At 35.8% G+C, this 23,498-nt stretch carries 23 protein-coding genes and 1 other annotated feature; of the genes, 8 read left to right on the top strand and 15 right to left on the bottom strand.

The genetic code is table 11. The features are described from left to right. The first annotated feature begins 35 nt into the window (after positions 1-35). On the top strand, positions 36-1,187 hold the full coding sequence (locus ACS3UD_RS04155; protein ID WP_308137684.1) for a YibE/F family protein: 1,152 nt from the start codon (positions 36-38) through the stop codon (positions 1,185-1,187). On the opposite strand, the gene ACS3UD_RS04150 is transcribed toward ACS3UD_RS04155, so the two are convergent. The 5 genes from ACS3UD_RS04150 to ACS3UD_RS04130 form a co-directional block, all read right to left on the bottom strand. Further along, complete coding sequence (locus ACS3UD_RS04150) at positions 1,184-1,543, bottom strand: NifB/NifX family molybdenum-iron cluster-binding protein (protein ID WP_308137685.1); 360 nt, start codon at positions 1,541-1,543, stop codon at positions 1,184-1,186. The genes ACS3UD_RS04155 and ACS3UD_RS04150 overlap by 4 nt on opposite strands. Before the next feature lie 26 nt (positions 1,544-1,569). Further along, positions 1,570-1,791 (bottom strand): DUF5320 domain-containing protein, encoded by a 222-nt coding sequence (locus ACS3UD_RS04145; RefSeq protein ID WP_308137686.1) that lies wholly within the window; start codon positions 1,789-1,791, stop codon positions 1,570-1,572. Between the two features lie 117 nt (positions 1,792-1,908). Beyond that, a complete protein-coding gene (locus tag ACS3UD_RS04140) occupies positions 1,909-2,277 on the bottom strand; it encodes a DUF134 domain-containing protein (RefSeq protein ID WP_308137687.1) in 369 nt (122 codons plus the stop codon). Between the two features lie 47 nt (positions 2,278-2,324). Next, the gene (locus ACS3UD_RS04135; RefSeq protein ID WP_308137688.1) at positions 2,325-3,149 is read right to left on the bottom strand and encodes an Mrp/NBP35 family ATP-binding protein; all 825 of its coding nucleotides are present in this window, start codon (positions 3,147-3,149) and stop codon (positions 2,325-2,327) included. 99 nt (positions 3,150-3,248) lie between these two features. Beyond that, positions 3,249-4,799 carry a glutamate synthase-related protein gene (locus ACS3UD_RS04130; protein WP_308137689.1) on the bottom strand — a complete coding sequence of 517 codons (1,551 nt, stop codon included), beginning with the start codon at positions 4,797-4,799 and terminating at the stop codon, positions 3,249-3,251. A gap of 210 nt (positions 4,800-5,009) precedes the next feature. Between ACS3UD_RS04130 and ACS3UD_RS04125 the strand changes: the two genes are divergently transcribed. Continuing rightward, positions 5,010-5,756 (top strand): 4Fe-4S binding protein, encoded by a 747-nt coding sequence (locus ACS3UD_RS04125; protein ID WP_308137690.1) that lies wholly within the window; start codon positions 5,010-5,012, stop codon positions 5,754-5,756. Between the two features lie 169 nt (positions 5,757-5,925). Next, a complete protein-coding gene (locus ACS3UD_RS04120) occupies positions 5,926-6,501 on the top strand; it encodes a manganese efflux pump MntP (RefSeq protein ID WP_308137691.1) in 576 nt (191 codons plus the stop codon). Positions 6,502-6,704: 203 nt separating this feature from the next. On the opposite strand, the gene ACS3UD_RS04115 is transcribed toward ACS3UD_RS04120, so the two are convergent. Both ACS3UD_RS04115 and ACS3UD_RS04110 read right to left on the bottom strand, forming a co-directional pair. Beyond that, complete coding sequence (locus ACS3UD_RS04115) at positions 6,705-7,304, bottom strand: DUF4489 domain-containing protein (protein WP_308137692.1); 600 nt, start codon at positions 7,302-7,304, stop codon at positions 6,705-6,707. 405 nt (positions 7,305-7,709) lie between these two features. After that, positions 7,710-8,396 carry a FadR/GntR family transcriptional regulator gene (locus tag ACS3UD_RS04110; protein WP_308140119.1) on the bottom strand — a complete coding sequence of 229 codons (687 nt, stop codon included), beginning with the start codon at positions 8,394-8,396 and terminating at the stop codon, positions 7,710-7,712. Positions 8,397-8,594: 198 nt separating this feature from the next. Here ACS3UD_RS04110 and ilvD point away from each other — a divergent pair, with 198 nt between their 5' ends. Next, entirely contained in the window at positions 8,595-10,268 is a 1,674-nt protein-coding gene (gene ilvD, locus ACS3UD_RS04105) for a dihydroxy-acid dehydratase (RefSeq protein WP_308137693.1), read from the top strand. A 251-nt stretch (positions 10,269-10,519) separates the two neighbouring features. Here the strand turns inward: ilvD and ACS3UD_RS04100 are convergent, their stop codons facing one another. The 4 genes from ACS3UD_RS04100 to yunB all read right to left on the bottom strand — a co-directional run bounded on the left by ACS3UD_RS04100 (position 10,520) and on the right by yunB (position 13,994). Then, positions 10,520-11,266: a YebC/PmpR family DNA-binding transcriptional regulator gene (locus tag ACS3UD_RS04100; RefSeq protein WP_308137694.1), complete on the bottom strand. Its 747-nt coding sequence runs from the start codon at positions 11,264-11,266 to the stop codon at positions 10,520-10,522. A 73-nt stretch (positions 11,267-11,339) separates the two neighbouring features. After that, entirely contained in the window at positions 11,340-11,984 is a 645-nt protein-coding gene (locus tag ACS3UD_RS04095) for a YigZ family protein (protein WP_308137695.1), read from the bottom strand. Beyond that, a complete protein-coding gene (gene hflX, locus ACS3UD_RS04090) occupies positions 11,977-13,254 on the bottom strand; it encodes a GTPase HflX (RefSeq protein ID WP_308137696.1) in 1,278 nt (425 codons plus the stop codon). Before hflX ends, ACS3UD_RS04095 begins: the two co-directional genes overlap by 8 nt. A gap of 95 nt (positions 13,255-13,349) precedes the next feature. Continuing rightward, complete coding sequence (gene yunB, locus ACS3UD_RS04085) at positions 13,350-13,994, bottom strand: sporulation protein YunB (protein WP_308137697.1); 645 nt, start codon at positions 13,992-13,994, stop codon at positions 13,350-13,352. A 104-nt stretch (positions 13,995-14,098) separates the two neighbouring features. Between yunB and ACS3UD_RS04080 the strand changes: the two genes are divergently transcribed. Continuing rightward, the gene (locus tag ACS3UD_RS04080) at positions 14,099-17,404 is read left to right on the top strand and encodes a transglycosylase domain-containing protein (RefSeq protein ID WP_308137698.1); all 3,306 of its coding nucleotides are present in this window, start codon (positions 14,099-14,101) and stop codon (positions 17,402-17,404) included. Positions 17,405-17,541: 137 nt separating this feature from the next. Here ACS3UD_RS04080 and ACS3UD_RS04075 read toward each other — a convergent pair whose 3' ends face one another. From ACS3UD_RS04075 to ACS3UD_RS04060, 4 genes are read right to left on the bottom strand one after another with little or no spacing between them, the layout of a single operon-like run. Further along, the gene (locus ACS3UD_RS04075; RefSeq protein WP_308137699.1) at positions 17,542-17,898 is read right to left on the bottom strand and encodes a SpoVA/SpoVAEb family sporulation membrane protein; all 357 of its coding nucleotides are present in this window, start codon (positions 17,896-17,898) and stop codon (positions 17,542-17,544) included. 10 nt (positions 17,899-17,908) lie between these two features. After that, positions 17,909-18,904, bottom strand: coding sequence for a stage V sporulation protein AD (gene spoVAD, locus ACS3UD_RS04070; RefSeq protein ID WP_308137700.1), 996 nt, complete (start codon positions 18,902-18,904; stop codon positions 17,909-17,911). Positions 18,905-18,932: 28 nt separating this feature from the next. Further along, positions 18,933-19,373, bottom strand: coding sequence for a stage V sporulation protein AC (spoVAC, locus tag ACS3UD_RS04065; RefSeq protein WP_213924770.1), 441 nt, complete (start codon positions 19,371-19,373; stop codon positions 18,933-18,935). A 9-nt stretch (positions 19,374-19,382) separates the two neighbouring features. After that, positions 19,383-19,505, bottom strand: coding sequence for a hypothetical protein (locus ACS3UD_RS04060; protein ID WP_308137701.1), 123 nt, complete (start codon positions 19,503-19,505; stop codon positions 19,383-19,385). A gap of 362 nt (positions 19,506-19,867) precedes the next feature. After that, positions 19,868-20,119: a binding site (T-box leader), on the top strand. Between the two features lie 68 nt (positions 20,120-20,187). Here ACS3UD_RS04060 and ACS3UD_RS04055 point away from each other — a divergent pair. Genes ACS3UD_RS04055 through leuD form a run of 3 tightly spaced genes read left to right on the top strand, consistent with a single transcriptional unit; the run spans position 20,188 to position 23,495 of the window. Beyond that, positions 20,188-21,705, top strand: a complete 1,518-nt coding sequence (locus ACS3UD_RS04055) for a 2-isopropylmalate synthase (protein ID WP_308137702.1) — start codon at positions 20,188-20,190, stop codon at positions 21,703-21,705. Positions 21,706-21,723: 18 nt separating this feature from the next. Then, a complete protein-coding gene (gene leuC, locus ACS3UD_RS04050; RefSeq protein WP_308137703.1) occupies positions 21,724-22,998 on the top strand; it encodes a 3-isopropylmalate dehydratase large subunit in 1,275 nt (424 codons plus the stop codon). Further along, the gene (gene leuD, locus ACS3UD_RS04045) at positions 22,998-23,495 is read left to right on the top strand and encodes a 3-isopropylmalate dehydratase small subunit (protein WP_308137704.1); all 498 of its coding nucleotides are present in this window, start codon (positions 22,998-23,000) and stop codon (positions 23,493-23,495) included. Before leuC ends, leuD begins: the two co-directional genes overlap by 1 nt. The last annotated feature ends 3 nt before the right edge of the window (positions 23,496-23,498 follow it).

Here is a 23,498-nt window from a genome sequence, read left to right as displayed (position 1 = left end):
AAAATTCATTTGTAAATTCAAAATAGAGGTTAAATATGGAACTGTTAAAAAAGCACAAAGATACGGTTATATACATTTTTACATTGATATTTTCACTTTTGTTTTTATTAATAGGATACACTTCTAACAAATCAGATTTAAGTGCCCTTAAAGAACAGACATCTTACAGAGCAAAAGTCCTATCTGTGGAAGAGATTAAAGAAGATCAAATTGACTACGGATATGAAATGATGGCCACTAAATCAATTCGATTTATTGCGCAAATAAAAAACTATGACTCCGGTAATGATAAAGTCGAAGCTTACCAATTTATTGACGAAGCTGTCGGAATTAATCCCAAACAAATTGAAGTAGGTGATGATGTCTTAATATCTCTTCTTAGCTCAAGAGAAAATGTTGAAAAAAACGTGTGGACTTTCATAGAATATTATAGAACAGATTCACTAATAATTATTGCTGCGTTGTTTTTTTCGTTGCTCATACTGTTATGCAAAAGAAAAGGAATTAATACGATTGTATCATTAATTATAACCTGCTTTTCCATTTTCTTTGTTTTCGTACCTTCGATATTAAACGGTAAGAACATTTATATTTCTTCAATTACAATTTGTATATTCATCATACTTTCAAGCATGTTAATCATAAACGGCGCTCACAAGAAGACTTTATGCGCAATTGTTGGGAACTTAGGAGGCCTTGCTGCTGCCGGAATACTCTCGTATGTAATCAGCAAAATGCTGAACCTAACGGGAATGATAGACCAAGATTCCATATTCCTTTTCATGGTTAATACCGAAAACCCTATAGATTTAAAGGCTATACTGTGGGGCAGCATTGTAATAGGCTCATTAGGAGCGATTATGGACATCTCCATGTCAATAGCTTCTGCTATAAATGAGCTTTCCGAAAATATTGAAAATAAAAGTTACAAAGTATTCCTAAAATCTGGACTTAATATTGGACAAGATTCAATTGGAACAATGACAAACACTTTAGTGTTGGCCTATATTGGGAGTTCATTATCTATAGTTCTACTGATGGTATTATATAACAATGATTTTTTGCAGCTTATAAATCTTGAAATGATAGTGTTTGAAATATTGCAGGCAATCATAGGAAGTATGGGGATACTTCTTGCCATCCCCGTAACTTCCATATTTTCAGCATATATTTTTAGCAAGTATTAATCCTTGTACATCCTAGAATTAAATTCATCTAACAGACTTAATTTATCTGAGAGAAATTCGTTAATGTTATGTTCTAAAGAGCCGGGTACTGACTTATAAATTAGTATTTCGGCTTTTTCTAAAGTTTTCTGTGCATTTTCTCCACATCTTGGTGTAATCAAAACCTTGACTCCATTATCCGCAATAACTTGTGAAGCTCTTATTCCCGAAGCTCCCTGGCTTAAAACTGCACTGTTATCCAAAAATTCACTTTCCTTTGTTACACTGTTATATAAGAGATAATACGGAGCGCGTCCATAACTTTCATATAACTCTGAACCCATGTCTTTACTCTTTGCAGGTAATGCAATTTTCATAAAATACCTCCTACCCTTCTTGTTGACTAATCAAAATCATGTAGCTCTGCTTCAATGTCTTCAACTCTCTTTTTTAAAATTTCTTTTTGTTCCAAAAGAAATTCTTTCCTAGTTTTATAACCATTAAAGCATCCAATTCCGTAACCATAACCGCCGCAGCCGCCTCTTCTGCCGTAGCCGTTTCTAAAAAATCTTTTTCCATAATTAAATCCTTGGTTAACTGGTCCTGTTCCGTCTCTTCCTGGCATGATAACCCTCCTTTTATTATTGACATATGTCATTTATAATTATATTATACTTCTTTATTGACATATGTCAATAACTTTTTTATTTATTTCAAGAAAAAAACTGCTATTGCTAGCAGTCTATACTTCTTCTTTATTATGTTCGATGTTACATCGCCGCCTCCTGCACGCATTGCTACAGAAGTTTCCTTCACCGTTGCAAAGCTCGTAGTCTCCGCCTTCTATTCTCAGAACTTTTCCTTTAACCAAAGATTCCGCAAGCTTGCTTCTTGCATCACTGTATATACCCTGTACAGTTGTGCGAGCTACATTCATCTGAGAAGCACACTCTTCTTGAGATAATCCCTCTAAGTCAATCAGTCTTATGGTTTCATATTCATCAATAGTCATAGTTACAAACATGTTTCCTTTAGCATGAGAATCAAGAGGTCCAAATCTACTTGAGTCTGGGAGGCAGCACACCTTTCTCCATTTTCTTGGTCTTGGCATAATTATCTCTCCAATATATATTTCTAATGTGTATCTCTACAATTATATTACTTTTCCAAAATTTCTGCAATACCATTAAATAAACTATCGTCGCAAAGTTCAACCAATCCTTTATCAATTGATACGGCAACTTTAGGGTCTATAGGAATCTTTGCAAGCACTTCTAAATTATGCTTCTTAGCAACTTCTTCAATATGGCTGTTTCCAAATATTTTATGTTCGCTGTTGCAGTCAGGACATTTGAAATATGACATATTTTCAATTACTCCTAAAATAGGAACATTCATATTTTCCGCCATCTTAACCGCTTTTTCAACAATCATTGAAACCAGTTCCTGAGGTGACGTTACAACTATTATACCGTCCACCGGAATCGACTGAAATACTGTAAGAGGAACATCTCCTGTTCCAGGAGGCATGTCGACAAACATATAGTCTATATCCTTCCAAATAACTTCAGTCCAGAATTGCTTTACTGTTCCGGCAATTATTGGCCCTCTCCAGATTACAGGGTCTGAATCATTTGCCAGCAAAAGGTTGATTGACATTATATCAATGCCGGTCTTGCTTTTTACCGGAAGTATTCCATGATCATTCCCTTTTGCTTTTTCTTTCAGACCGAAAGCCTTTGGTATTGACGGTCCTGTTATATCTGCATCTAAAACAGCAACGTTGTGATTTCTTCTTTTCATTGTTACAGCAAGCATCGAGGTAACAAGAGACTTTCCTACTCCTCCTTTTCCACTGACAACTCCTATAACTTTCTTTATGCTGCTCATTTCATGAGGCTTTTCCATAAAATCAAAAGGCTCTTTTCTGCTGTCGCAGTCTTGACTGCATGAACTGCAGCTTGAATTACAATTTTCACTCATCTGTTTACTCCTGTCGTATATTTACTAATGTATTTTTTATTAGCAACATATGTTCATTAAAAAGATTATATTCCTACTGACTTCATATGTCAATAAACATTAAATGTTACTTAATTCCTTTAACAAAAGATCGTCATAGGTATCTAATCCTGAAACTTGAGCCGCTAATTCTGTAAGAGGAATTATGTCTCCTCTTTCAATAAATCCAAGTTTAAATTTTCGATTTAACGCCATAAGCTGCTTAAGACCTGCTGAAACTCTGCTTATATATGAATAAACACCTATAGCACCGCCTGATATTTTATCAGTATTATCATAGTACATTTTCAATTCTCTTATCCCTGCAAAAAGCTCATTTCTTTCCGAACCGAACCTTTTATATTCTTTGGTAACTATGCCCTGAGACAATAATTCATCAACTTGTTTCCCTGACATTGCAGCAGCCATTGCAGCTCTTCCTACTGCAACAAAATTTACAACGGGAGCTCCAAGCGCAAGTCCCTTGAAAATATGATCTTCTGTAGCAAACCCTCCGGCAATGGCAATTTGAGGTAGTTTAAAATTTTTATATTTCATTCTGCTTAGCAAATTGTAGAGCATACTTTCAAGATAAACAGTGGGCATGCCCCATTCATTCATCATTTTAACAGGGCTGTTTCCGGTACCTCCACCGGCTCCGTCAAAGGTAATCAAATCCACTCCTGCTTCTGAAGCAATTTTTATAATCCTTACCAAGTCTTTAGGGTCAAATGGTCCAGTTTTAAAGCATATGCGCTCGGCACCTAATTTTCTTAATTCTGCAACTCTATTAATAAGCAATTCTTCGTTCCATATAGGAAGTTTCCCTATTTTTTCAAATATTTGTCCTTTGCCTTTTTTGTAATTTTCCGCTATATTAGGATCTTCAGGATCAGGATACACAAGGTAACCCATTTTTTTTAATTTTACAGCATCATCTATATCCTTAACTGCTCCCATGCCTTGAATTCCTTTTGCTGCCTGCCCAAACTTTAATTCAACAGACTTCACGCCCAAGCTTTTTATTGCATAATCAAGCACGCCTAAATTTTCATCATCATAATTTGCCTGTAGAATTATATCTCCATATCCTCTGTAATATTCTCTAAAAGAATCCACCATTTTCATAATTAACGGAGAAGAAACAACTTTCCCGTTTTCAAGCGCCAGCTCTTTGTCCTTTGCTACAACATCCTCTCCTATAACAACGGGAACCCCTGCCAAGGCAGCACCAGCATAGTAGTCTTTCCAATTCAGCTTAGCCATAGCGGGAAGAATTATAGGTGCATTCATTTTTACTTTCTTCGATAACCCAAAACTCGTCTGAATATCTACTTTCGGATAAGTTGCGGAATCCGCATTTTCTTCACATCCATAAGCTCCGAATACTTTCCCGTTTATATTGAAATGTGAAAAGTCAAGCGGATATCTCTTTTCTGACGCAAATTGATTTTTATCTGTTTCAAAGGGATAAAGAGCCTCACAACCTCTTATAGCAGATAACCCGATTTCACATGGACCTATACAATTAGCTGTACAGACTGCACACATACCAGAATATTCCGAAACGTTTTCCGGAGTTCTTACTGCTGTATGTGTCAACGTGCTTCCTAATGATGGACTAAAAGACATATAATACCTCCTAATTATTAATTGTATAATTATATTTTACTACTTTATTGACATATGTCAATAATATTGTTTGCAATTCTTTAAGAAATTTAGTTCATGGTAGAATTACTTTTACCGTCGTGATCCTACAGCTATTGTAACCAAGTCACGGAAACAAAATCACAATTCTAAATATAATGTGAATTATTGATTAAATTTGAAGGAGAGAGTATGAACAAAACGACTAAAAATTATTACATCAAGACAAACAGAATATTTAATCCTGTCAGAAAATACGGCTGGATAATAACTGTGCTTGTGGCAATAGGAGGCTTATGGGAACCTAAATTAGGACTGGTAGTGCTTCTTATAATGGGAGGACTTATTATTACATCTTTCTTCAGCGGAAGATATTGGTGCGGTAACATATGCCCCCATGGGAGTCTGTTTGATAAAATAATACTACCGTATAGCGCAAATAAGAAAATACCGGGATTTTTCAAATCAAAATTTTTTATCATTCCGTTTTTCCTTTTTTTTATGTTTAATTTCATAAGAAAAATGATTATGATTTTAAATTCTTGGGGAACTTATGATATTTTAGATAAAATAGGCGCTTTGTTTTCAAACACATACTTAGTTGTTCTGATTGCTGGCGGAGCTCTTGCAATATTTGTAAATTCAAGAACATGGTGTCAATTCTGCCCAATGGGAACAATGCAAAAAATCTCGCTTGGATTAGGAAGAAAATTAGGCATCGCAAAAAAAACAGAGAAAAAAATTACAATTTCAGATAAATCTAAATGCATCAGCTGTGGAAAATGCTCTAAGGTCTGCCCGTTTCAGCTTAGCCCATACCTTGAATTTTCTGACAAAAACCAATTTGACAACATAAATTGCATTAAGTGCAATACATGTGTAGAAAACTGCCCTTTAAAAATACTATCACTGGAAAAGGAAGACAAATCAGCCGCATAAACAAAAATAATGAGCAAAAGCCGGACCTCCGGCTTCTGCTCATTATTTTATTTATAGCATAAATTCTTGATATCAATTGCTTTTTTTGTTATAATACGTAATGTTACACTAAAATAATTTAAAAAGTCATGCTGTACTGCATGATTCTTTACATACTAAGGAGAAAATAATGGGTGTCCTTATGCTGTTTTTCACATCAATTGGATTATCAATGGATGCGTGTGCCGTATCAATATCTAACGGAATGTGCTTCAATAAATTCGAAAAAAAGCAGATTTTATTAACCGCATCTGCTTTTGGTTTCTTTCAGGCTTTCATGCCTATATTAGGGTACTTAGTAGGATCAACCTTCAGCGAAGCTATTTCTTTTTTAGACCACTGGATTGCATTGATACTTTTGGGATTTATCGGAGGAAAAATGATTGTTGAAGCATTGAAAGAACTTAAACACCCAGAAGCATGTCTAAACGTCGAAAAATTTTTAACCTTTAAAACATTATTGCTTCAGGCCATCGCAACTAGCATTGATGCTCTGGCAGTAGGAATCGGATTCGCTGTAATAAAGGTTAATATTGTAAACGCTGCATTATGCATCGGCATTATCACATTTATAAGTTCAATAATAGGTTCAAATCTCGGCAAAAAATTCGGAGAAATGTTTAAGCAGAAAGCTGAATTTTTAGGCGGCTCAATATTAATACTAATAGGGTTAAAGATCTTTATAGAGCATGTTTTTTTCAGCTAAGATTATTCTCCTAAAAAGGCCACAAAAAAATTAGGGGGAATGCCCCCTAATCTATATTAACAAAATTACTTAATAAATCTTTAAAAAATATAATTATTTGACCGAACCTAAATTGTGTACTATTAAGGGGTCACTTCACTCCGTCTACAGAATCAACACCAAGAACTAGTTAATTTTAATTGGGCTTGTTTAGCATTTTAACATTAGTCACAATATCCTTGTGCAATAGCACTTAAATCAGGTTTAACAACTCTTAATGCATCAAAGTCTCCGTCAAAGTCAACGCCTTCTACTACCATTTTATATTCACAGCAATCTGAGCAAGGTCTATCACAGAATGTTACTGTAAATGGTTGACTCATTTCTACTTCTAACTCATCAATATCATTCTCAATTTCAAGTTCATACAAATATCTCCAACTTTGAATACATTGTTTATCACCATTACAAATTCTTATTAACTTAAATAGCAAATCAACTTCTATTTCGTGTTCAGAACCACAATCATCCTCAACTTCAAAGAAAATAAGACTTGAAAATTCAATTTTAACAATAGGTTTATTTAAGCAAGTAGTATCTACTATCAAGCGATCCAATACAAATTTTTGATCATCTTCTACATCGCCATCATCAATTTCAAAAATTGCATCACTAGGCCTGATTCCACATTCTAAAATTGTGTCTCTCTTCTTTGGACACTTTTTACAGCAGTCAAATTTATCTTTTTCATAGGAGTCAAAATTATCTTGTTCACAGCAGTCATTTTTATATTTTATATTAGGGTAATATCTTCTATTTTCCATAAAGTTTTCCTCCATTTAGATTATGAGATTGTCTCATGTTTTATAGTATGAAGCTTATCCAATTCTGTTCATGAAAAATAATAAAAATTAAAAATAAATGTCCCTTATAAACTTTAGGGAGTAGGTGCTCAATAACAATGCGTATTGTAGAATAAAAGGCCCTTTGATATAATCGTTACGTCAAAAGGTCTTGTAGTTATTATTCAGTTTCAGGGCTGTTGGTACAAGCACTTGGCAGACACTCTGACCAAGTGCTATTACTACAAGCCAGATATGTAATCCATGCAACTGCTAAAAATAACAAAAAGTATGCCCACTAATTGAGCGTGCAACGTTAATAGCAAAACCCGCATTTCAGCGGGTTTTCATATTGTATCAAATAGTTTTTACTATATAACAAATTTTTCAATCTCTTGACAGTCCAAAATTATCCATAGCCCTGATAATATGAAGCTTCATCGCTATTCTGGCTCCGTCTGCATCTCTTTTTTTTAAATGATCCATTATTACTCTATGATCTACTAAAGTATCATCATTTGCTTTACATTTTTCTTTGGAAAGAATCACACCTTTGTATATACCCTGATTAATTATAGGCATAAGCCTGTTGATAAAATCATTGTGTGTTGACTTAGCAATACTATTATGAAACAACTGTTCCTCTTCTGTTCTATCTTCACCATTTCGAATTTTATTTTCGATCAACTCTCCATGATAAAGAATTTTTTCGATTTCCTTGTCTGATGCTCTCTTAGCCGCATAGTAAACTATTTCAGGTTCTATAATCAGCCGTATCTCCATTAAATCTTTTAAGCCGATCATTGCAGTCATAGAATCGTCCAAACAAAAATCATCTCTCAGATTCTGCATCGGCACTACATATGTCCCCTTGCCTCTTTTTATTTCAAGAATATTGTGCGTAATTAAAATTCTTATTGCTTCTCTTAGAGTTGTTCTGCTAATTTTGAGTTCTGCAGAAAGATCATTTTCATTAGGCAATTTATCACCGGGTAAGTATTTTTTCTTCACAGTTATCATATTTAATATATCTTCAGCAGCTTGTTCTGATAATCTTTTGCTATGCAATGTAATCCTACCTCCTAACACTTAACTGATATCATCATAACCTTTTTTATGAAATTTTACAAATTATTAATATTATTTTTATGTTTTTGTCAATATGCAAAATATAAAATTAGCATGCATAAAGAACATGATTTATCATTGACATAATACAACGCTTATGGTAATATTACGTCAATAAATTTGAATTGATTTTAGGAGGATTCTATGAGAAGTGATCAAGTCACCAAGGGAGTTCAGCAGGCTCCTCACCGCTCCCTTTTTAACGCCTTAGGTATTACAAAGGAAGAAATGAACAAACCTCTAATAGGAATAGTAAGCTCATATAATGAAATAGTTCCCGGACACATGAATTTGGATAAAATTGTTGAAGCCGTTAAAATGGGAGTCGCTATGGCAGGCGGTACCCCCATCGTGTTTCCTGCTATAGCAGTATGCGACGGGATTGCAATGGGACATGAAGGAATGAAATATTCCCTGGTTACAAGGGATTTAGTTGCAGATTCAACAGAAGCAATGGCTATGGCTCATTGTTTTGACGGACTTGTTATGGTACCAAACTGCGATAAAAATGTACCAGGGTTGTTAATGGCTGCGGCAAGGATTAATATCCCTACAATATTTGTAAGCGGCGGAGCAATGCTTGCAGGAAGAATTAGGGACAAAAAGACAAGCCTTTCAAGCTTGTTTGAGACCGTTGGAGCATACAATGCAGGTAAAATTACACTTGCTGAAGTCGAAGAATATGAAAACAAAGCATGTCCTACTTGCGGTTCATGTTCAGGTATGTTTACTGCAAACAGCATGAACTGCCTTACTGAAGCATTAGGAATGGGGCTTAAGGGAAATGGAACAATTCCAGCTGTTTATTCAGAAAGAATCAGACTTGCAAAACATGCAGGAATGAAAATAATGGAGCTTTTGGAAAAGGACATAAAACCAAAAGACATTATGACAAAAGAAGCATTCATGAACGCTTTGGCTGTAGATATGGCTTTAGGTTGCAGCACAAACAGCATACTGCATCTTCCAGCCATTGCATATGAGGCAGGAGTTGAATTAAATCCGGATATTGCAAACGAAGTAAGTGCAAAAACTCCAAATTTATGCCACCTTGCGCCGGCAGGAAACACTTATATTGAAGACCTTAACGAAGCAGGCGGAGTCTACGCCGTAATGAATGAACTAAATAAAAATGGACTTCTCAATACAAACTTAATAACATGCTCCGGAAAAACCGTAGGAGAAAACATTGAAGGCTGTATTAACCTAAATCATGATGTAATCAGACCGATTGAAAATCCTTATAGCAAAACTGGCGGAATAGCAGTTCTTAAGGGGAATCTTGCTCCGGATACATGCGTAGTTAAGCGCTCCGCCGTCGCACCTGAAATGCTGGTTCACGAAGGACCCGCAAGAGTATTTGACTGCGAAGAAGATGCTATAAATGCAATTAATACAGGCAAAATAGTGGCAGGAGACGTTGTTGTTATTCGCTACGAAGGCCCTAAAGGAGGCCCCGGCATGAGAGAAATGCTTAACCCTACTTCAGCAATAGTCGGAAGAGGACTTGGTAACAGCGTTGCCCTCATCACAGACGGGCGATTTTCCGGTGCTACAAGAGGCGCATCAATAGGACACGTATCACCTGAGGCAGCTGTTGGCGGAAATATTGCCCTCGTTGAAGAAGGAGACATAATTAAAATAGATATAACTAAAAATAAAATAGATTTTATAGTATCAGATGAAGAGCTTGAAAAAAGAAGAGCAAAGTGGCAGCCGAGAGAGCCAAAAATTACAAAAGGCTACCTTGCAAGATACAGAGCATTAGTCACATCAGGTAACAGAGGAGCAATCCTTGAAGTTCCAAAATTCAAATAAATAGAAAATAAAATGCCGGAATTGTCATGACGAAAATATTATGTTATTGATAATTCCGGTAAAATTTAATGTAAGCTATATAATGACAAGTGAAAACAGACAAATAGAATAGCATAATACCACACATTTAATCTTTTACATATTTTTAACACTAATTTTTCTAGTATATAGAAATAAATCGGATCGTATAATCCGATTTATGACAGTCCTGCAATTTTGAGGTTTTTCATATTTAAATTATTGCATTATTTTTATTCTTCTTCCTCTTCTTCAGGCTCATCCCAGTTGTGGTAAACTTCCTGAACGTCGTCACAATCTTCCAGGGCTTCTATAAGTCTTTCAAGATATTTTACATTTTCTTCGTCTGTTACCTTTACGGTAGTTGACGGAATATACATTACATCTCCCTTTATGTTGCTGTATCCTGCTTCTTTTAACCCGTTTAAAACGCTTATAAAATCTTCGGGAGCTGTGGTAATTTCATAGCTGTCATCTTCTGTTTCAAAATCTTCCGCTCCTACATCCAAAGCGGCCATCATAAGAGCTTCTTCGTCTATGCTGTCACTTAGATCTATTGAAATGACTCCTTTTCTGCTGAACAGATAACCTACGCATCCGGTTGTACCTAAATTTCCGTTGTTTTTTGTAAAGTAATGTCTTACGTCTGCTGCTGTTCTGTTCTTATTGTCAGTTAAGCATTGAACCATAAATGCCGTTCCGCTTGGTCCGTAACCTTCATAAGTAATTGTTTCAAAATTATCACCCGAAGATGCCGCCATTCCTGTCTTTATTGCTCTGTCAATATTGTCATTTGGCATGTTCTGTGCTTTGGCTTTTTCTATCGCTGTAGCCAGAGATGAATTGTAACTTGGATCTGGGCCACCCTCTTTGACAGCAACAGTAATGTATCTGGCTAATTTAGTAAAAATCTTTCCTCTTTGTGCGTCTGCTTTCCCTTTTTTATTTTTTATGGTCTTCCATTTAGAATGTCCTGACATATTTCCTCCTTAAATAGTTCCAATTATTTTAACGAGATATTCTATCATATTGTTTATTATAATACAAATATTTTTATTCTATTATTCTTCCGCCTTTAACGGAATAATATGACGCCTGTCCGATATTTATTTCTGTACGGCCAGAAGTTATTTCGTTAATCATATCTTCAATCCTATCTGTTTCATCATCTTTAACAATAAGTTTGATTTTAACATGATCAGAATAAATTTTATCTTTTACTATAAAATTATTCTTCAGAAGCTCATTTTCAACTTTACCTAACAGCGTATAATCCAGGTTAAAGGATACATTATAGTATAAGTTTTTGTCAACAATCAACCCATTATCAAGCCCAGCTTTGCATGCCCTTGTATATGCTCTGACAAGACCTCCCGTGCCTAATAGTACACCTCCGAAATACCTTGTTACGACTACTGCTGCATTTATTATGTTTTCCTGGTTTATAACATTTAATATAGGCATACCTGCAGTTCCCGACGGTTCTCCGTCATCTGAATATCTTTGGATATTTTTGTTTTCACCAATGACATATGCATAACAATTATGAGACGCATCCTTAAATTCTTTTTTGATGCTTTCAATAAATTCTACAGCCTGTTCTTCGTTTTCAACCGGAAGTGCTGTGCCTATGAATCTTGACTTATTAATAATTATTTCATCTCTTCCATATTTGTGGACTGACTTGTAATTACTCATTTTTTTCACCTGTTATATAATTATTGTACTGCTGTTTCTCATTTTCATATAAAATAGCAGTAAGCTTCACGCCTTCACCGTCAAACTCGACATCTTCAGTATACCTGTTTTCATACAGCCAATAATAATCTTTAATGTTCTTATTGGGGATTTTTAGTGAATATTCATTTTTTTCTCCATTTATTCTATAATCAACGGTTTCCAAAAGCAAATTAATGTTGTGCTTGTTCTTGGCTGAAATATAAATGATATCACTTGTTGATAGCGCTGTTACCTTATCATTCATTATTTTATCTACCTTATTGTAAACAGTCAAAACGGGTATATCCTTATCGATTATTTTTTCTATGAGCTTTGTGGTTGTTTCCCTGTGCTGCTGCAAATTTTCGTCGTTTACGTCAATTAAATGAATTATCAAATCCGCATATTTTATCTCTTCCAGAGTTCCTTTAAATGCTTCAATTATTTGAGTCGGCAGCCTCTTAATGAACCCGACGGTATCAGAAAATATAGCTTTCCTCCCTCCAGGCAGCCTTACCCTTCTAAGCTCCGTATCAAGAGTTGCAAAAAGCATATCCTGTGCAAATACCCTTTTGTTTTCTGCCTCTTCCTCGCTGTACTCACTTTCAATCAATGAGTTAAGTAGTGTAGATTTACCTGCATTTGTATATCCTACTATGGAAATTACAGGAACCTGATCCTTCATTCTTTTTTTTCGTTTTGTTTCTCTTACTTTTCCCAAGTTATTCAATGCACTTTGAATATCACTTATTTTTTCTTTTATTCTTCTTCTATCTAGCTCCAGCTTCTGTTCTCCTGGTCCTCTGGTACCAATTCCTCCTCCCAGTCTTGAGAGATTTTTATTAAGTCCAACAAGCCTTGGCAAGCTGTATTTCAGCTGTGCAAGCTCTACTTGAAGCTGCCCTTCCTTTGTAAGTGCTCTTTTAGCAAATATATCAAGTATAAGATTTGTTCTATCAACTACCTTTGCATCGACAGCTTCTTCTATGTTTCTTATTTGAGACCCGCTTAATTCATCATTAAACACAAGTGTATCTATTTCAAGTTCCTTAACGTAGGAATAAATTTCTTCTATTTTTCCCTGTCCTACATAAAACCTGTTGTCTATGCTCTGTCTGTTTTGGACGATACTTGATATAACGATGCCATCTGCAGCTTCAACAAGCAGCTCAAGCTCCTCCATGTCATTTTGTTCTTCCTCATTTGACAGCTGTACTGCTATCAAAAGACATCTTTCCTTCTCTTTCATGTACCCTCCGAATTAGTTAAATATTGTCTTTTGTATTTTATCACAAATATAATAAATATGTACATATTTATTGCATTTTAACTATAATTTTCGGACTATTTTTGCCTAAGCTCTATGAGCGAAGGAAAATTCATATAAGATTCCGGGACTTCACCAACTATTACTATTTCAGCCATAAGCACATTATTTTTTACTGATGTGCTGCTTGTAGTTACCGGACTGACCACTCTAATATCAACATCAACTGTTATGTATATCTTATATCTTGTCTGATTGATTCCTGATTCTTCAAATTCAGTAATGAAATCAACCAAAACGCTTCCGTGGTGATATATTGTAAATTTAAGATCAGGCCCTCTCCCAGCCAAAAGTTGACTATCCAATGCCGTAAACAAAGGTATGGAAAATTCCTGTTTTTCTAACTCTGTTATCTTTTGCTGGACATTTTTTGCTATATTGTTGGAAATAATGTTCATGGTCATAGCGTCGGTTCGTATCATGTTAATTTTGCCTTCACTGTCATAACTTGGCATGAGAATTTGATCTTTTATAGAATCTTTATTTAATTCCCTTCTGACTATTTCATTAATTGCTTTTGTAGCTATAATCTTTGCCTGAACATCACAAATTTCAGCTAATGTCGGCCTTATATTTGCTTCAACATAGTAGTACGTAATCACGGAAAATATTAAAATTATAGGTAGTACAAGCTTTATTACGCTGTCTTTATATTTTTTCAACTATTGATTTCACACCCTTTCTATTATATAATATGTAAGAACTTAAAATCTTTGACAACATTAGATACTACTGATTATTTCTTTAAGTTCTAACGGAGGTTAATATGTCAAACGAAAATAAGAAAAATATTGAAATAATAGAAAGCGGTCCTGAAAGCAAAAAGCCTTCCAAAAAACGCAGAAGAAAGAAAAATCGAAAAATCAGGGTTGCCCTGAGAATAACTCTTCTTCTGCTGTTTGTAGCTGTTATAATTATCGGCGGCTCTTTAGCTGGTATGGTTATTGGAATTGTCAAAAGTGCGCCGGAAATAGATCCCACAAATGTGCTTGGCACTCTTTCGGAAAGCTCTGTAATAGTTGACGAAAACGGAAATACTATAGAACAGATTCATGATCCAAATGAAAATAGGGATATTGTGCAATTAAGTGATATTCCAAAATATCTGCAAGACGCATTTATATCTATAGAAGATCAGCGCTTTAATGATCATTTTGGAATAGATATCCATCGTATTATGGGATCTCTTTTACATAATGTAAGAGTAGGCGATCCCACGGCGCAAGGCGCAAGTACAATCACCCAGCAGCTTGTAAAAAACTTGTATTTAACAAACGAAAAATCATGGGAACGAAAAATCAAGGAAATTTATCTGGCAATTCAAGTAGAAAGGAAACTTTCTAAAAATCAAATACTTGAGAATTACCTCAATACAATTCCTTTGGGCCAGAGTTCCTACGGTGTTCAAACAGCAGCATATACTTATTTTTCTAAGGATGTAAGTGAGCTTACACTTGCGGAAAGTGCGCTGCTTGCCGGAGCTGCAAAAAGTACAGTCTACTATGCGCCGTTTAACAGATATAATCTGGAGGACATTGAAGACATTCTTGAAGAAAATATTGTAGGGCATGTATATATTGGTTCAGTTCAATATGCATGTGTTTACAATCAAAATGCAATTGAACGTCAACATGTAATATTGGGGAAAATGCTGGAATTAGGGCACATAAACCAGGATGAATATGATGCAGCCATGGCAGAAGACATGAGAGCTGCTTTAAATCCCGGACAAACAAAAGTCGAGGGAATCTCTTCAGGGCCTATGGATTACGTTAAGGAAAAAGTTGTAGAAGACCTGATGGACGCCCAAAGCATATCCTACGAGGAGGCAGAAAGCTATCTATATAGGGGAGGATTAACTATTACAACCACCATAGATATTAGTATGCAAAAATCACTTGAAGACTCATACAGCAATTTCCCTGCACTGTTCCTTGGCACCGACCCTACAGGTGATAAGCCAACAGGACAAGATTGGAGATATTTCAGATGGTCTGGAGGTGTAGGAACAGGAACACTGGATTCTGCATTAAATATTTTAAATGAAAATGGCCAGCTTATATACTATGCTAAAGATAATATAATGGATGCTGATGGTAGTATTTTCTTGAATCAAGATGAACACTATTATGATGAAAGTGGAAATCTTGTTATTAGCTCGAAAAAATTTGATCTTTATTCTTCTACAATTGACATTGTAGACCTATATACAGTTGATGACAAATATAATTTTGTCTCTCATAATATAGGTGCTTTAAATGTAGGTAGCAACTTTGAAATCCTTGAGCAAAAAGGAACAAAGGGTACATTTAAAATTCCTAAAAATTATTTAGATAAAAATCCTGAAATGTTTGCCGTTGGAAGCGATGGAACTTTAAGAATTCCTGCGGATTACTTTTACTTTCAAGAAAAGGGCATTGTTCAGCCTCAATCAGCTACAGTAATAATGGATTACAAAACAGGTAAAATAAAAGCTATGATAGGCGGCAGAGACATAGAAGGAAGCAAGACATTTAACCGAGCTTCAGACGCTACAAGGCAGCCTGGTTCAACAATTAAACCATTATCTGTATACTTGCCTGCTCTAGATCTTGGTTACACAGCAGCATATGTTATAGATGATTTGCCAAGATATAATGATAAAGGAGATAGGTGGCCGAAAAACTGGTACGAGTACAGATCCATTAAGTATTGGGGACTGCAAACTCTTAGAAAATCTGTAGAACAGTCTATCAATACAAATGCCGTAACAATGCTTGAGACTATCGGTACAGATGCAGCAATGAGCTCCTTAGCAAAACTTGGTTTGATAGATTTAGAAAATCCTGAAAATGACACATTTGTTTCTCCTGCTGAAAACCCATCATACAATGATGTCAACCTTGCTTCTCTTGCATTAGGAGGATTAACTAAGGGATTTTCGCCACTGGGTATGACTGCGGCATACGGTGCAATTGCAAATGACGGTGTATATATTGAACCTATTTCCTATACAAAGGTTGTAAACAGCAATGGTGAAACCATACTTGAAAATATTCCAGAAACGCATGTTGTAGTAAGCCCCGAAGTTGCTTCTGTAATGAAAGACATCCTCAGAACAACTGTAAATCCAGGACTTTCCTACAAAGCTAAACTACCTGCTGAATTAGGAATCGAAGTTGCTGGTAAGACAGGTACAACACAAGTTAACGGAGACTTCTGGTTTGTTGGCTTTTCTCCTTACTATGTAGGCGGCATTTGGGTTGGTAATGATAATGTTCAAATGAAGCTTTCAGGTGACAGTGGTGCCAACGCAAGATTGTGGAGTGCAATTATGACACCGATACACGAAGGGCTTCCGCCGGCAAAAATTGAAAGAAATCCAAATTTGATACCTGTACAGGTCTGCAGCCAGTCAGGAAAAATACCTAGTGATTTATGTGCACATGATCAACGAGGAAGTCAAATTATTACAGAGTATTTTGTTCCGGGAACTCAGCCTACAGAAGTGTGTGACGTACATGTTGAAGCAGAAGTATGTACTGCTTCCAACAAGCTTAAATCACAGTTCTGCCCCGGTGATTTGCTGGAAACAAGGGTATTTATAAAACGAGATCCCCTTTATGATCCTGAAGCCAAGACTGACAATTACGAAGCTAAAAGACTTTATCAACAGGTTTTAGAGGACAAAATTACATTCTCATTAGACGAACTTAAGCAAATATACGTAGGTCAGGTTGAGTTTGATGAAAATGGCCAAGTGTCCAAGGTCCTTGGCGTACCTGTTGAAAATCTTGCATTCAGCGGTCTTATGACAGCAGATTATGAATATCAGCTTCCTACAACTATGTGTACTTACCATACAAGATGGCATTATGACCAGTGGATTAACAATAAACAAAATCCGGAAGACGAAAATAGTGAAGATGAAGATGGTGAAACAGGAGATTCTATAGACGGCAATATTATCGATAGCGACGATAGCGACGATAATAACGATAATAACGAGCCCAACAATAATGGACATAACGATAACGAACACAATAATAATGGCTCTGCATTGGATGATATACTTGATTCCATAGAAAATTAATTGCTATAAAAAACCATAATTAGTCAATAGATTAGTTATGGTTTTTTTATTTCTTAACATAAGAACGCATTAATTTTCACACAAAAAAAGAGCATATTCCTGCAAACCAATCTGCAGTTGATATACTCTTCTTGTAATCATTTATTACCTTTGGGGTTAAATATGACTGACACTAAGTACCCTACTAACAGTGCTGTTGCAACTCCAGGTGCTGTTTTAATAACCCCTCCGCTCAATGCTCCTATAAAGCCTTTAGATGCAGCTTCCTCCACTGCTCCCTCCGCCAGAGAATGCCCGAACCCCAAAAGAGGTACTGTAGCACCTGAATATCCAATTTCCACTATTTTATCATATATACCGAAGTATGTAAGAAATGTTCCCAAAACAACAAGTGAAACCAACAAATAGGCATTATTTTTCTTAAATGTGTCTATGACGATCTGACCCAGAACACATATAATTCCCCCTACTACAAAACTCATAACGTAATTCATATTTATCTCCTTATATTTCAATTCCAACACAATGTGCTATGCCCGGTATGCTTTCCCCCTGCAGAGTAGCAGTAGGAGAATGGAGTGCTCCGGTTGATGTAAACAAAAGTTTGTTTATCTCCTTATTTAAAAGCTTTTTATACAAAAATGCTCCGAACACAGTTGCAGAGCATCCGCATCCGCTGCCTCCCGCGTGAACATCCTGTTTTTCAATATCAAAGATAATCGTTCCGCAGTCATCATATTTTTTTTCAATGCTGTTTTTGTCTTCAGTAAACATTTTATTTACTATTGATTTTCCAACAGTACCTAAATCTCCTGTAACGATTAAATCATAATTGATGTTTGTATCTTCTAAGTGCTGTTTCAATGAATCGTACGCCGCCGGCGCCATGGCAGCTCCCATATTATTGGCATCCTTTATGCCTAAATCCTGAATCTTTCCAAATGTAACATTTTTGACTTTAGGGCCGCTTCCATTCTTCGAAAGCCATACAGCTCCTGTCCCTGTAACAGTCCACTGTGCAGACATGTGCCTCTGTCCTCCCATTTCAAGAGGTAGTCTGTACTGCCTTTCCGCACTGCAAAAATGGCTGGAGGTTGCACAAATTACATTGTCTGCAAATCCTCCGTCAATAATAAGCGATCCCAAGCCAATGCTTAAGGCCATAGTTGAGCACGCTCCATAGACTCCAACATACGGCAACTGCAAATCTCTGGCGGCAAAAGATGATGATGTTATCTGGTTAAGTAAATCCCCCGATATTAAAAGATCTATATCATTTTTTTTAAGTTTATTTCTTTTCATAAGATGCTTTACTGCTTCTTTTTGAAATTTTAATTCGCATTTTTCCCAAGAATCTTCTCCCCACAGATCGTCATCCACAACCATGTCAAATTTTTTACCAATGGGGCCTTCTCCTTCTTTTTTTCCAACAATTGTAAATACGTCTCTGACAAATACATTATCTTTTATGCTAAATGTCTGTTTACCAATTTTTTTCAACTTTGACTCTCCTTAAATTAAAATATTATTATTTAAACAGGAGACTTAATACTCCTACGATAAAGGCCGAAAAATATCCGAAAACCAATACAGGACCCGCAAGCTTAAAAATATTTGCGGCGGTTCCCAGCACGTACCCTTCCCTTTTAAATTCAAGAGCAGGTGAAACTACTGAGTTTGCAAAACCTGTAATAGGAACAACTGTTCCAGCGCCTCCTATCTTCCCTAACTTGTCATACCAGCCCAATCCGGTCAAAAGTGCGCTTAGAGTAATAAGAACAAGCGAGCTCATTGGTCCTGCATCCGTTTCCGGAATACTGAAGCCTGACATCAATATATTTTTTATTATTTCACCCAGAAGGCAAATAGCTCCTCCGAATATAAATGCCCATATACAATTTTTAAAAATAGTATTTTTTGGTGTATATTCGCTAACTACTTGTTTGTAACTGTTTTTATTGTACTTCATTTATTCCTCCTATAGCAAAACTGCACTTTCAGGTATGGTTTTTAATGATCTATTTTCAATACTGTTTCCAAAATATATTGCTGATAAGCCAATTAACAATACTATTACTAATAAAAAAATCTTTTTTTTCATATATATCACCTCATAAGTATTATTTACAAAAAATTATTTTGAATACTAAAAAAAAGCACTATCTATGCCTTTTTTAATATTTAATGTTAAATTTTATCACTGTTTAACTTATTTTATGTTTATTTATAATTTGTAATTTCAATATTATTATCAGCATATTATTTATGCTACACAGAATTTTTTTTGCATCATAATTTTTATTTCAACATTATTTTTTGATACATATGATTATATCTTAACCCCTTGAAACTAGTAACTTCCTTTGTTTAAAGCCTATGTAAAATGTGTCGCTAATATTTTTATTTATAAAAAAAACTATTGACAAGCATTACTAAGAGTGTTAGAATCATGAAAATTAATTAATACAAGCTTTGATGGAGAAAAACACTTTCTTATATGACAAGTTATAGAGAGTCGGCGTATGCTGGAAGCCGATACTGTCAAGAAAACACACTCGCTCCTGAGCTTATTTTCTGAAATCAGTAGGAAAATACGTGTGCCGCGTTAAAGGCTAGGATTTGTTAGAATCTGAATTGAGAGGTTTTCTTTAATAATGAATTATTTATTTTTGAAAACAATTAAGGTGGTACCGCGGAGCTATATCCGTCCTTGATGGCATATTAATATGCATCATGGGCGGATTTTTTGTATTATTTAATAATTTTATTACGGAGGAATTGTAATGACCAAGACAGTCAAAATTTTTGACACGACTTTAAGAGATGGCGAACAATCGCCTGGGTGCAGCATGAATCTGAAGGAAAAAATTGAAATGGCTCAGCAACTTGAAAGAATGAATGTAGACATAATAGAGGCAGGGTTTGCTGCAGCTTCGCCCGAGGATTTACGCTCTATACAAGAGATTTCAAAACACATTAAAAAATGTACTGTTACAAGCCTTGCAAGAGCACATAAAGATGACATAGATAAAGCGTGGGAAAGTTTAAAATATGCAGCAAATCCGCGCATACATGTATTTTTAGCAACATCTCCAATTCATATGGAATACAAATTGAAAATGTCGCCTGAAAAAGTTTTGGAAACATCAGAAAAAATGGTATCCTATGCGAAGTCTTTTTGTGACAATATTGAATTTTCAGCAGAAGATGCAACAAGAAGCGATGCGGATTTTCTTGCACAGGTTTTCGACGCGGTAATTAAAGCAGGTGCTACAACAATTAATATCCCTGACACAGTGGGATACACAACACCTGATGAATATTATGATTTTATTACGACAATTATTAACAAATGCCCTGCACTTAAAACAGTTGACATATCTGTACATTGCCACAACGATCTTGGGCTAGCAGTTGCAAACTCAATTGCTGCAATCAAAGCAGGAGCCACGCAAATTGAGTGCACAGTTAACGGGATAGGCGAAAGAGCTGGAAATGCAGCACTTGAAGAAATTGTAATGTCACTTAATACCAGAAAAGACTATTTTGGTGCTGAAACAAGAATTGACACTAAACAAATAGTGCGAAGCAGCAGCTTATTGACAAGAATTACAGGTATCAAGGTACAACCTAATAAGGCAATTGTCGGAGCAAATGCATTTGCACATGAATCCGGTATTCACCAGCACGGTGTTCTTAATAACAAACAAACCTATGAGATAATGACTCCGGAATCAATAGGTTTGGATACAAACAAATTAGTTTTAGGAAAGCATTCTGGGCGACATGCCTTTAGCGATAAATTAACTAAGCTTGGTTACACTTTGACAAAAGATGAACTGGATATAGCATTTAAAAAATTTAAGGATCTTGCTGATAAGAAAAAGATTGTATATGACAGAGACATAGATGCTTTGGTTTCTAGGCAAAAAGTCCAGATTCCCAAAATATTTGAACTTGTGAAATTCGTTATAAATTCTGGGAATGCAATTACTTCAACCGCAACCTTGTCAGTGAGAAAGGGCAATGATGTTATTGAAGAGGTTGCAGCAGGAGAAGGGCCAATATATGCATCCTTTAAAGCAATCGAAAAAATAATCGGAAAAAGCTTGGAGTTGGCGGATTTTTCGTTAAATTCTGTTACCGAGGGTGAAGACGCGCTGGGTGATGCAGTTGTAAAATTAAAGGAAAATGGACGTGTCTACGTAGGCAGAGGCTTAAGCACAGACATAATTGAAGCAAGCATCATAGCGTACATCAATTCTTTAAATAAAATGGTTTTTGAAAACAGGACTATATAATTAATCAGGAGGCTTAACATGGGAATGACAATGACACAAAAAATCCTTGCAAAACATGCAGGATTAGAGGAAGTGAAAGCAGGACAGTTTATCGAAATTGATTTGGATTTGGTTTTAGGCAACGATATAACCACACCGGTTGCCATAAAAGAATTTAAAAAAATGGGTGCTGAGAAAATATATGACAAAGACAAGGTCGTCGTTGTTTTCGATCATTTCGTACCTGCCAAGGATATAAAATCAGCAGAACAATGCAAAATTTCAAGATGCTTTTGCAAAGAACAAGAAGTTACAAATTTCTTTGATGTTGGACAAATGGGAATTGAACATGCACTTCTGCCGGAAAAAGGGCTTGTTGTAGCGGGAGACACTGTAATTGGTGCTGATTCTCATACCTGTACATACGGTGCTTTAGGAGCATTTTCTACAGGCGGCGGAAGCACTGACATGGCAGCTGGAATGGCTACAGGTAAGCTTTGGTTTAAAGTTCCGTCAGCAATTAAGTTTAATTTGTCAGGTAAATTGAATAAGTGGGTAAGCGGCAAGGATGTGATTCTGTATATCATAGGAAAAATAGGAGTTGACGGTGCTTTATACAAATCAATGGAGTTTTCCGGCGAAGGTGTAAAAGAGTTGTCAATGGATGACAGATTCACAATCTGCAATATGGCAATTGAAGCAGGAGGAAAAAATGGAATTTTTCCGGTTGATGAAAAAACAACAGAGTATATTAAAAACCATTCAACAAAAAAATTTACCACATATAAAGCTGATGATGATGCCGTATATGATGAAGTTATAGAAATTGATTTATCTACTTTAACGCCGGTTGTATCATTTCCTCATTTACCTGAAAATGCAAAACCGATTTCTGAAGTAGGCGATGTTAAAATAGATCAAGTTGTAATAGGCTCATGCACAAACGGAAGGATTGAAGATATGAGAATTGCCGCTGAAATATTAAAGGGACACAAAGTTCATCCTGATGTGCGAACAATAATTATTCCTGCAACTCAAGCAGTATATAAACAATGCATAGTAGAAGGCTTAGCTGAAATATTCATAGATGCAGGGGCTGCTGTCAGCACTCCAACCTGCGGACCGTGTCTTGGAGGGTATATGGGAATATTGGCTGACGGAGAAAAAGCACTTACAACTACAAACAGAAATTTCGTAGGCCGCATGGGACATACCGGCTCTGAAATATATCTTGCAAGCCCTGCAGTAGCTGCAGCTTCAGCAATAGCAGGCAAAATTGCAGACCCAAATTATTTTGACGGAGGTAATGAATAATGAATGCACACGGAAGAGTTTTTAAATACGGTGACAATGTAGATACTGATGCGATTATTCCGGCAAGACACTTGATTTCAACAGACCCCTTGGTTCTTGCAAGTCATTGCATGGAAGATTTAGATAAAAATTTTGCTAAAGAGGTTAAACAGGGAGACATAATTGTAGCTCTAAATAATTTTGGATGTGGTTCATCTCGTGAGCATGCTCCTATATCCATAAAGGGAGCCGGCATATCATGCGTAATAGCTAAAAGCTTCGCTCGTATATTTTACAGAAATTCCTTTAACATAGGATTTCCTATATTGGAATGTGAGGAAGCAGCGGATAAAATAGAAAATGGTGATGAAGTGAGCGTAGATTTCAACAGCGGAAGAATAACTAATATTACAAAAAATGAAACTTATCAAGCAGAACCGTTTCCGGAATTTATACAGCAGATAATCCATAGCGGAGGTTTGGTAGGATACGTAAGGAATAAAATTTCCAATAAATAATTA

Origin of the sequence: Sedimentibacter sp. LTW-03 (assembly GCF_052059825.1) — a bacterium.
Classification (GTDB): Bacteria; Bacillota; Clostridia; order Tissierellales; family Sedimentibacteraceae; genus Sedimentibacter.
Note: the sequence above shows the minus strand (reverse complement) of the source record. Positions and strands in the feature narration are given on the sequence as shown.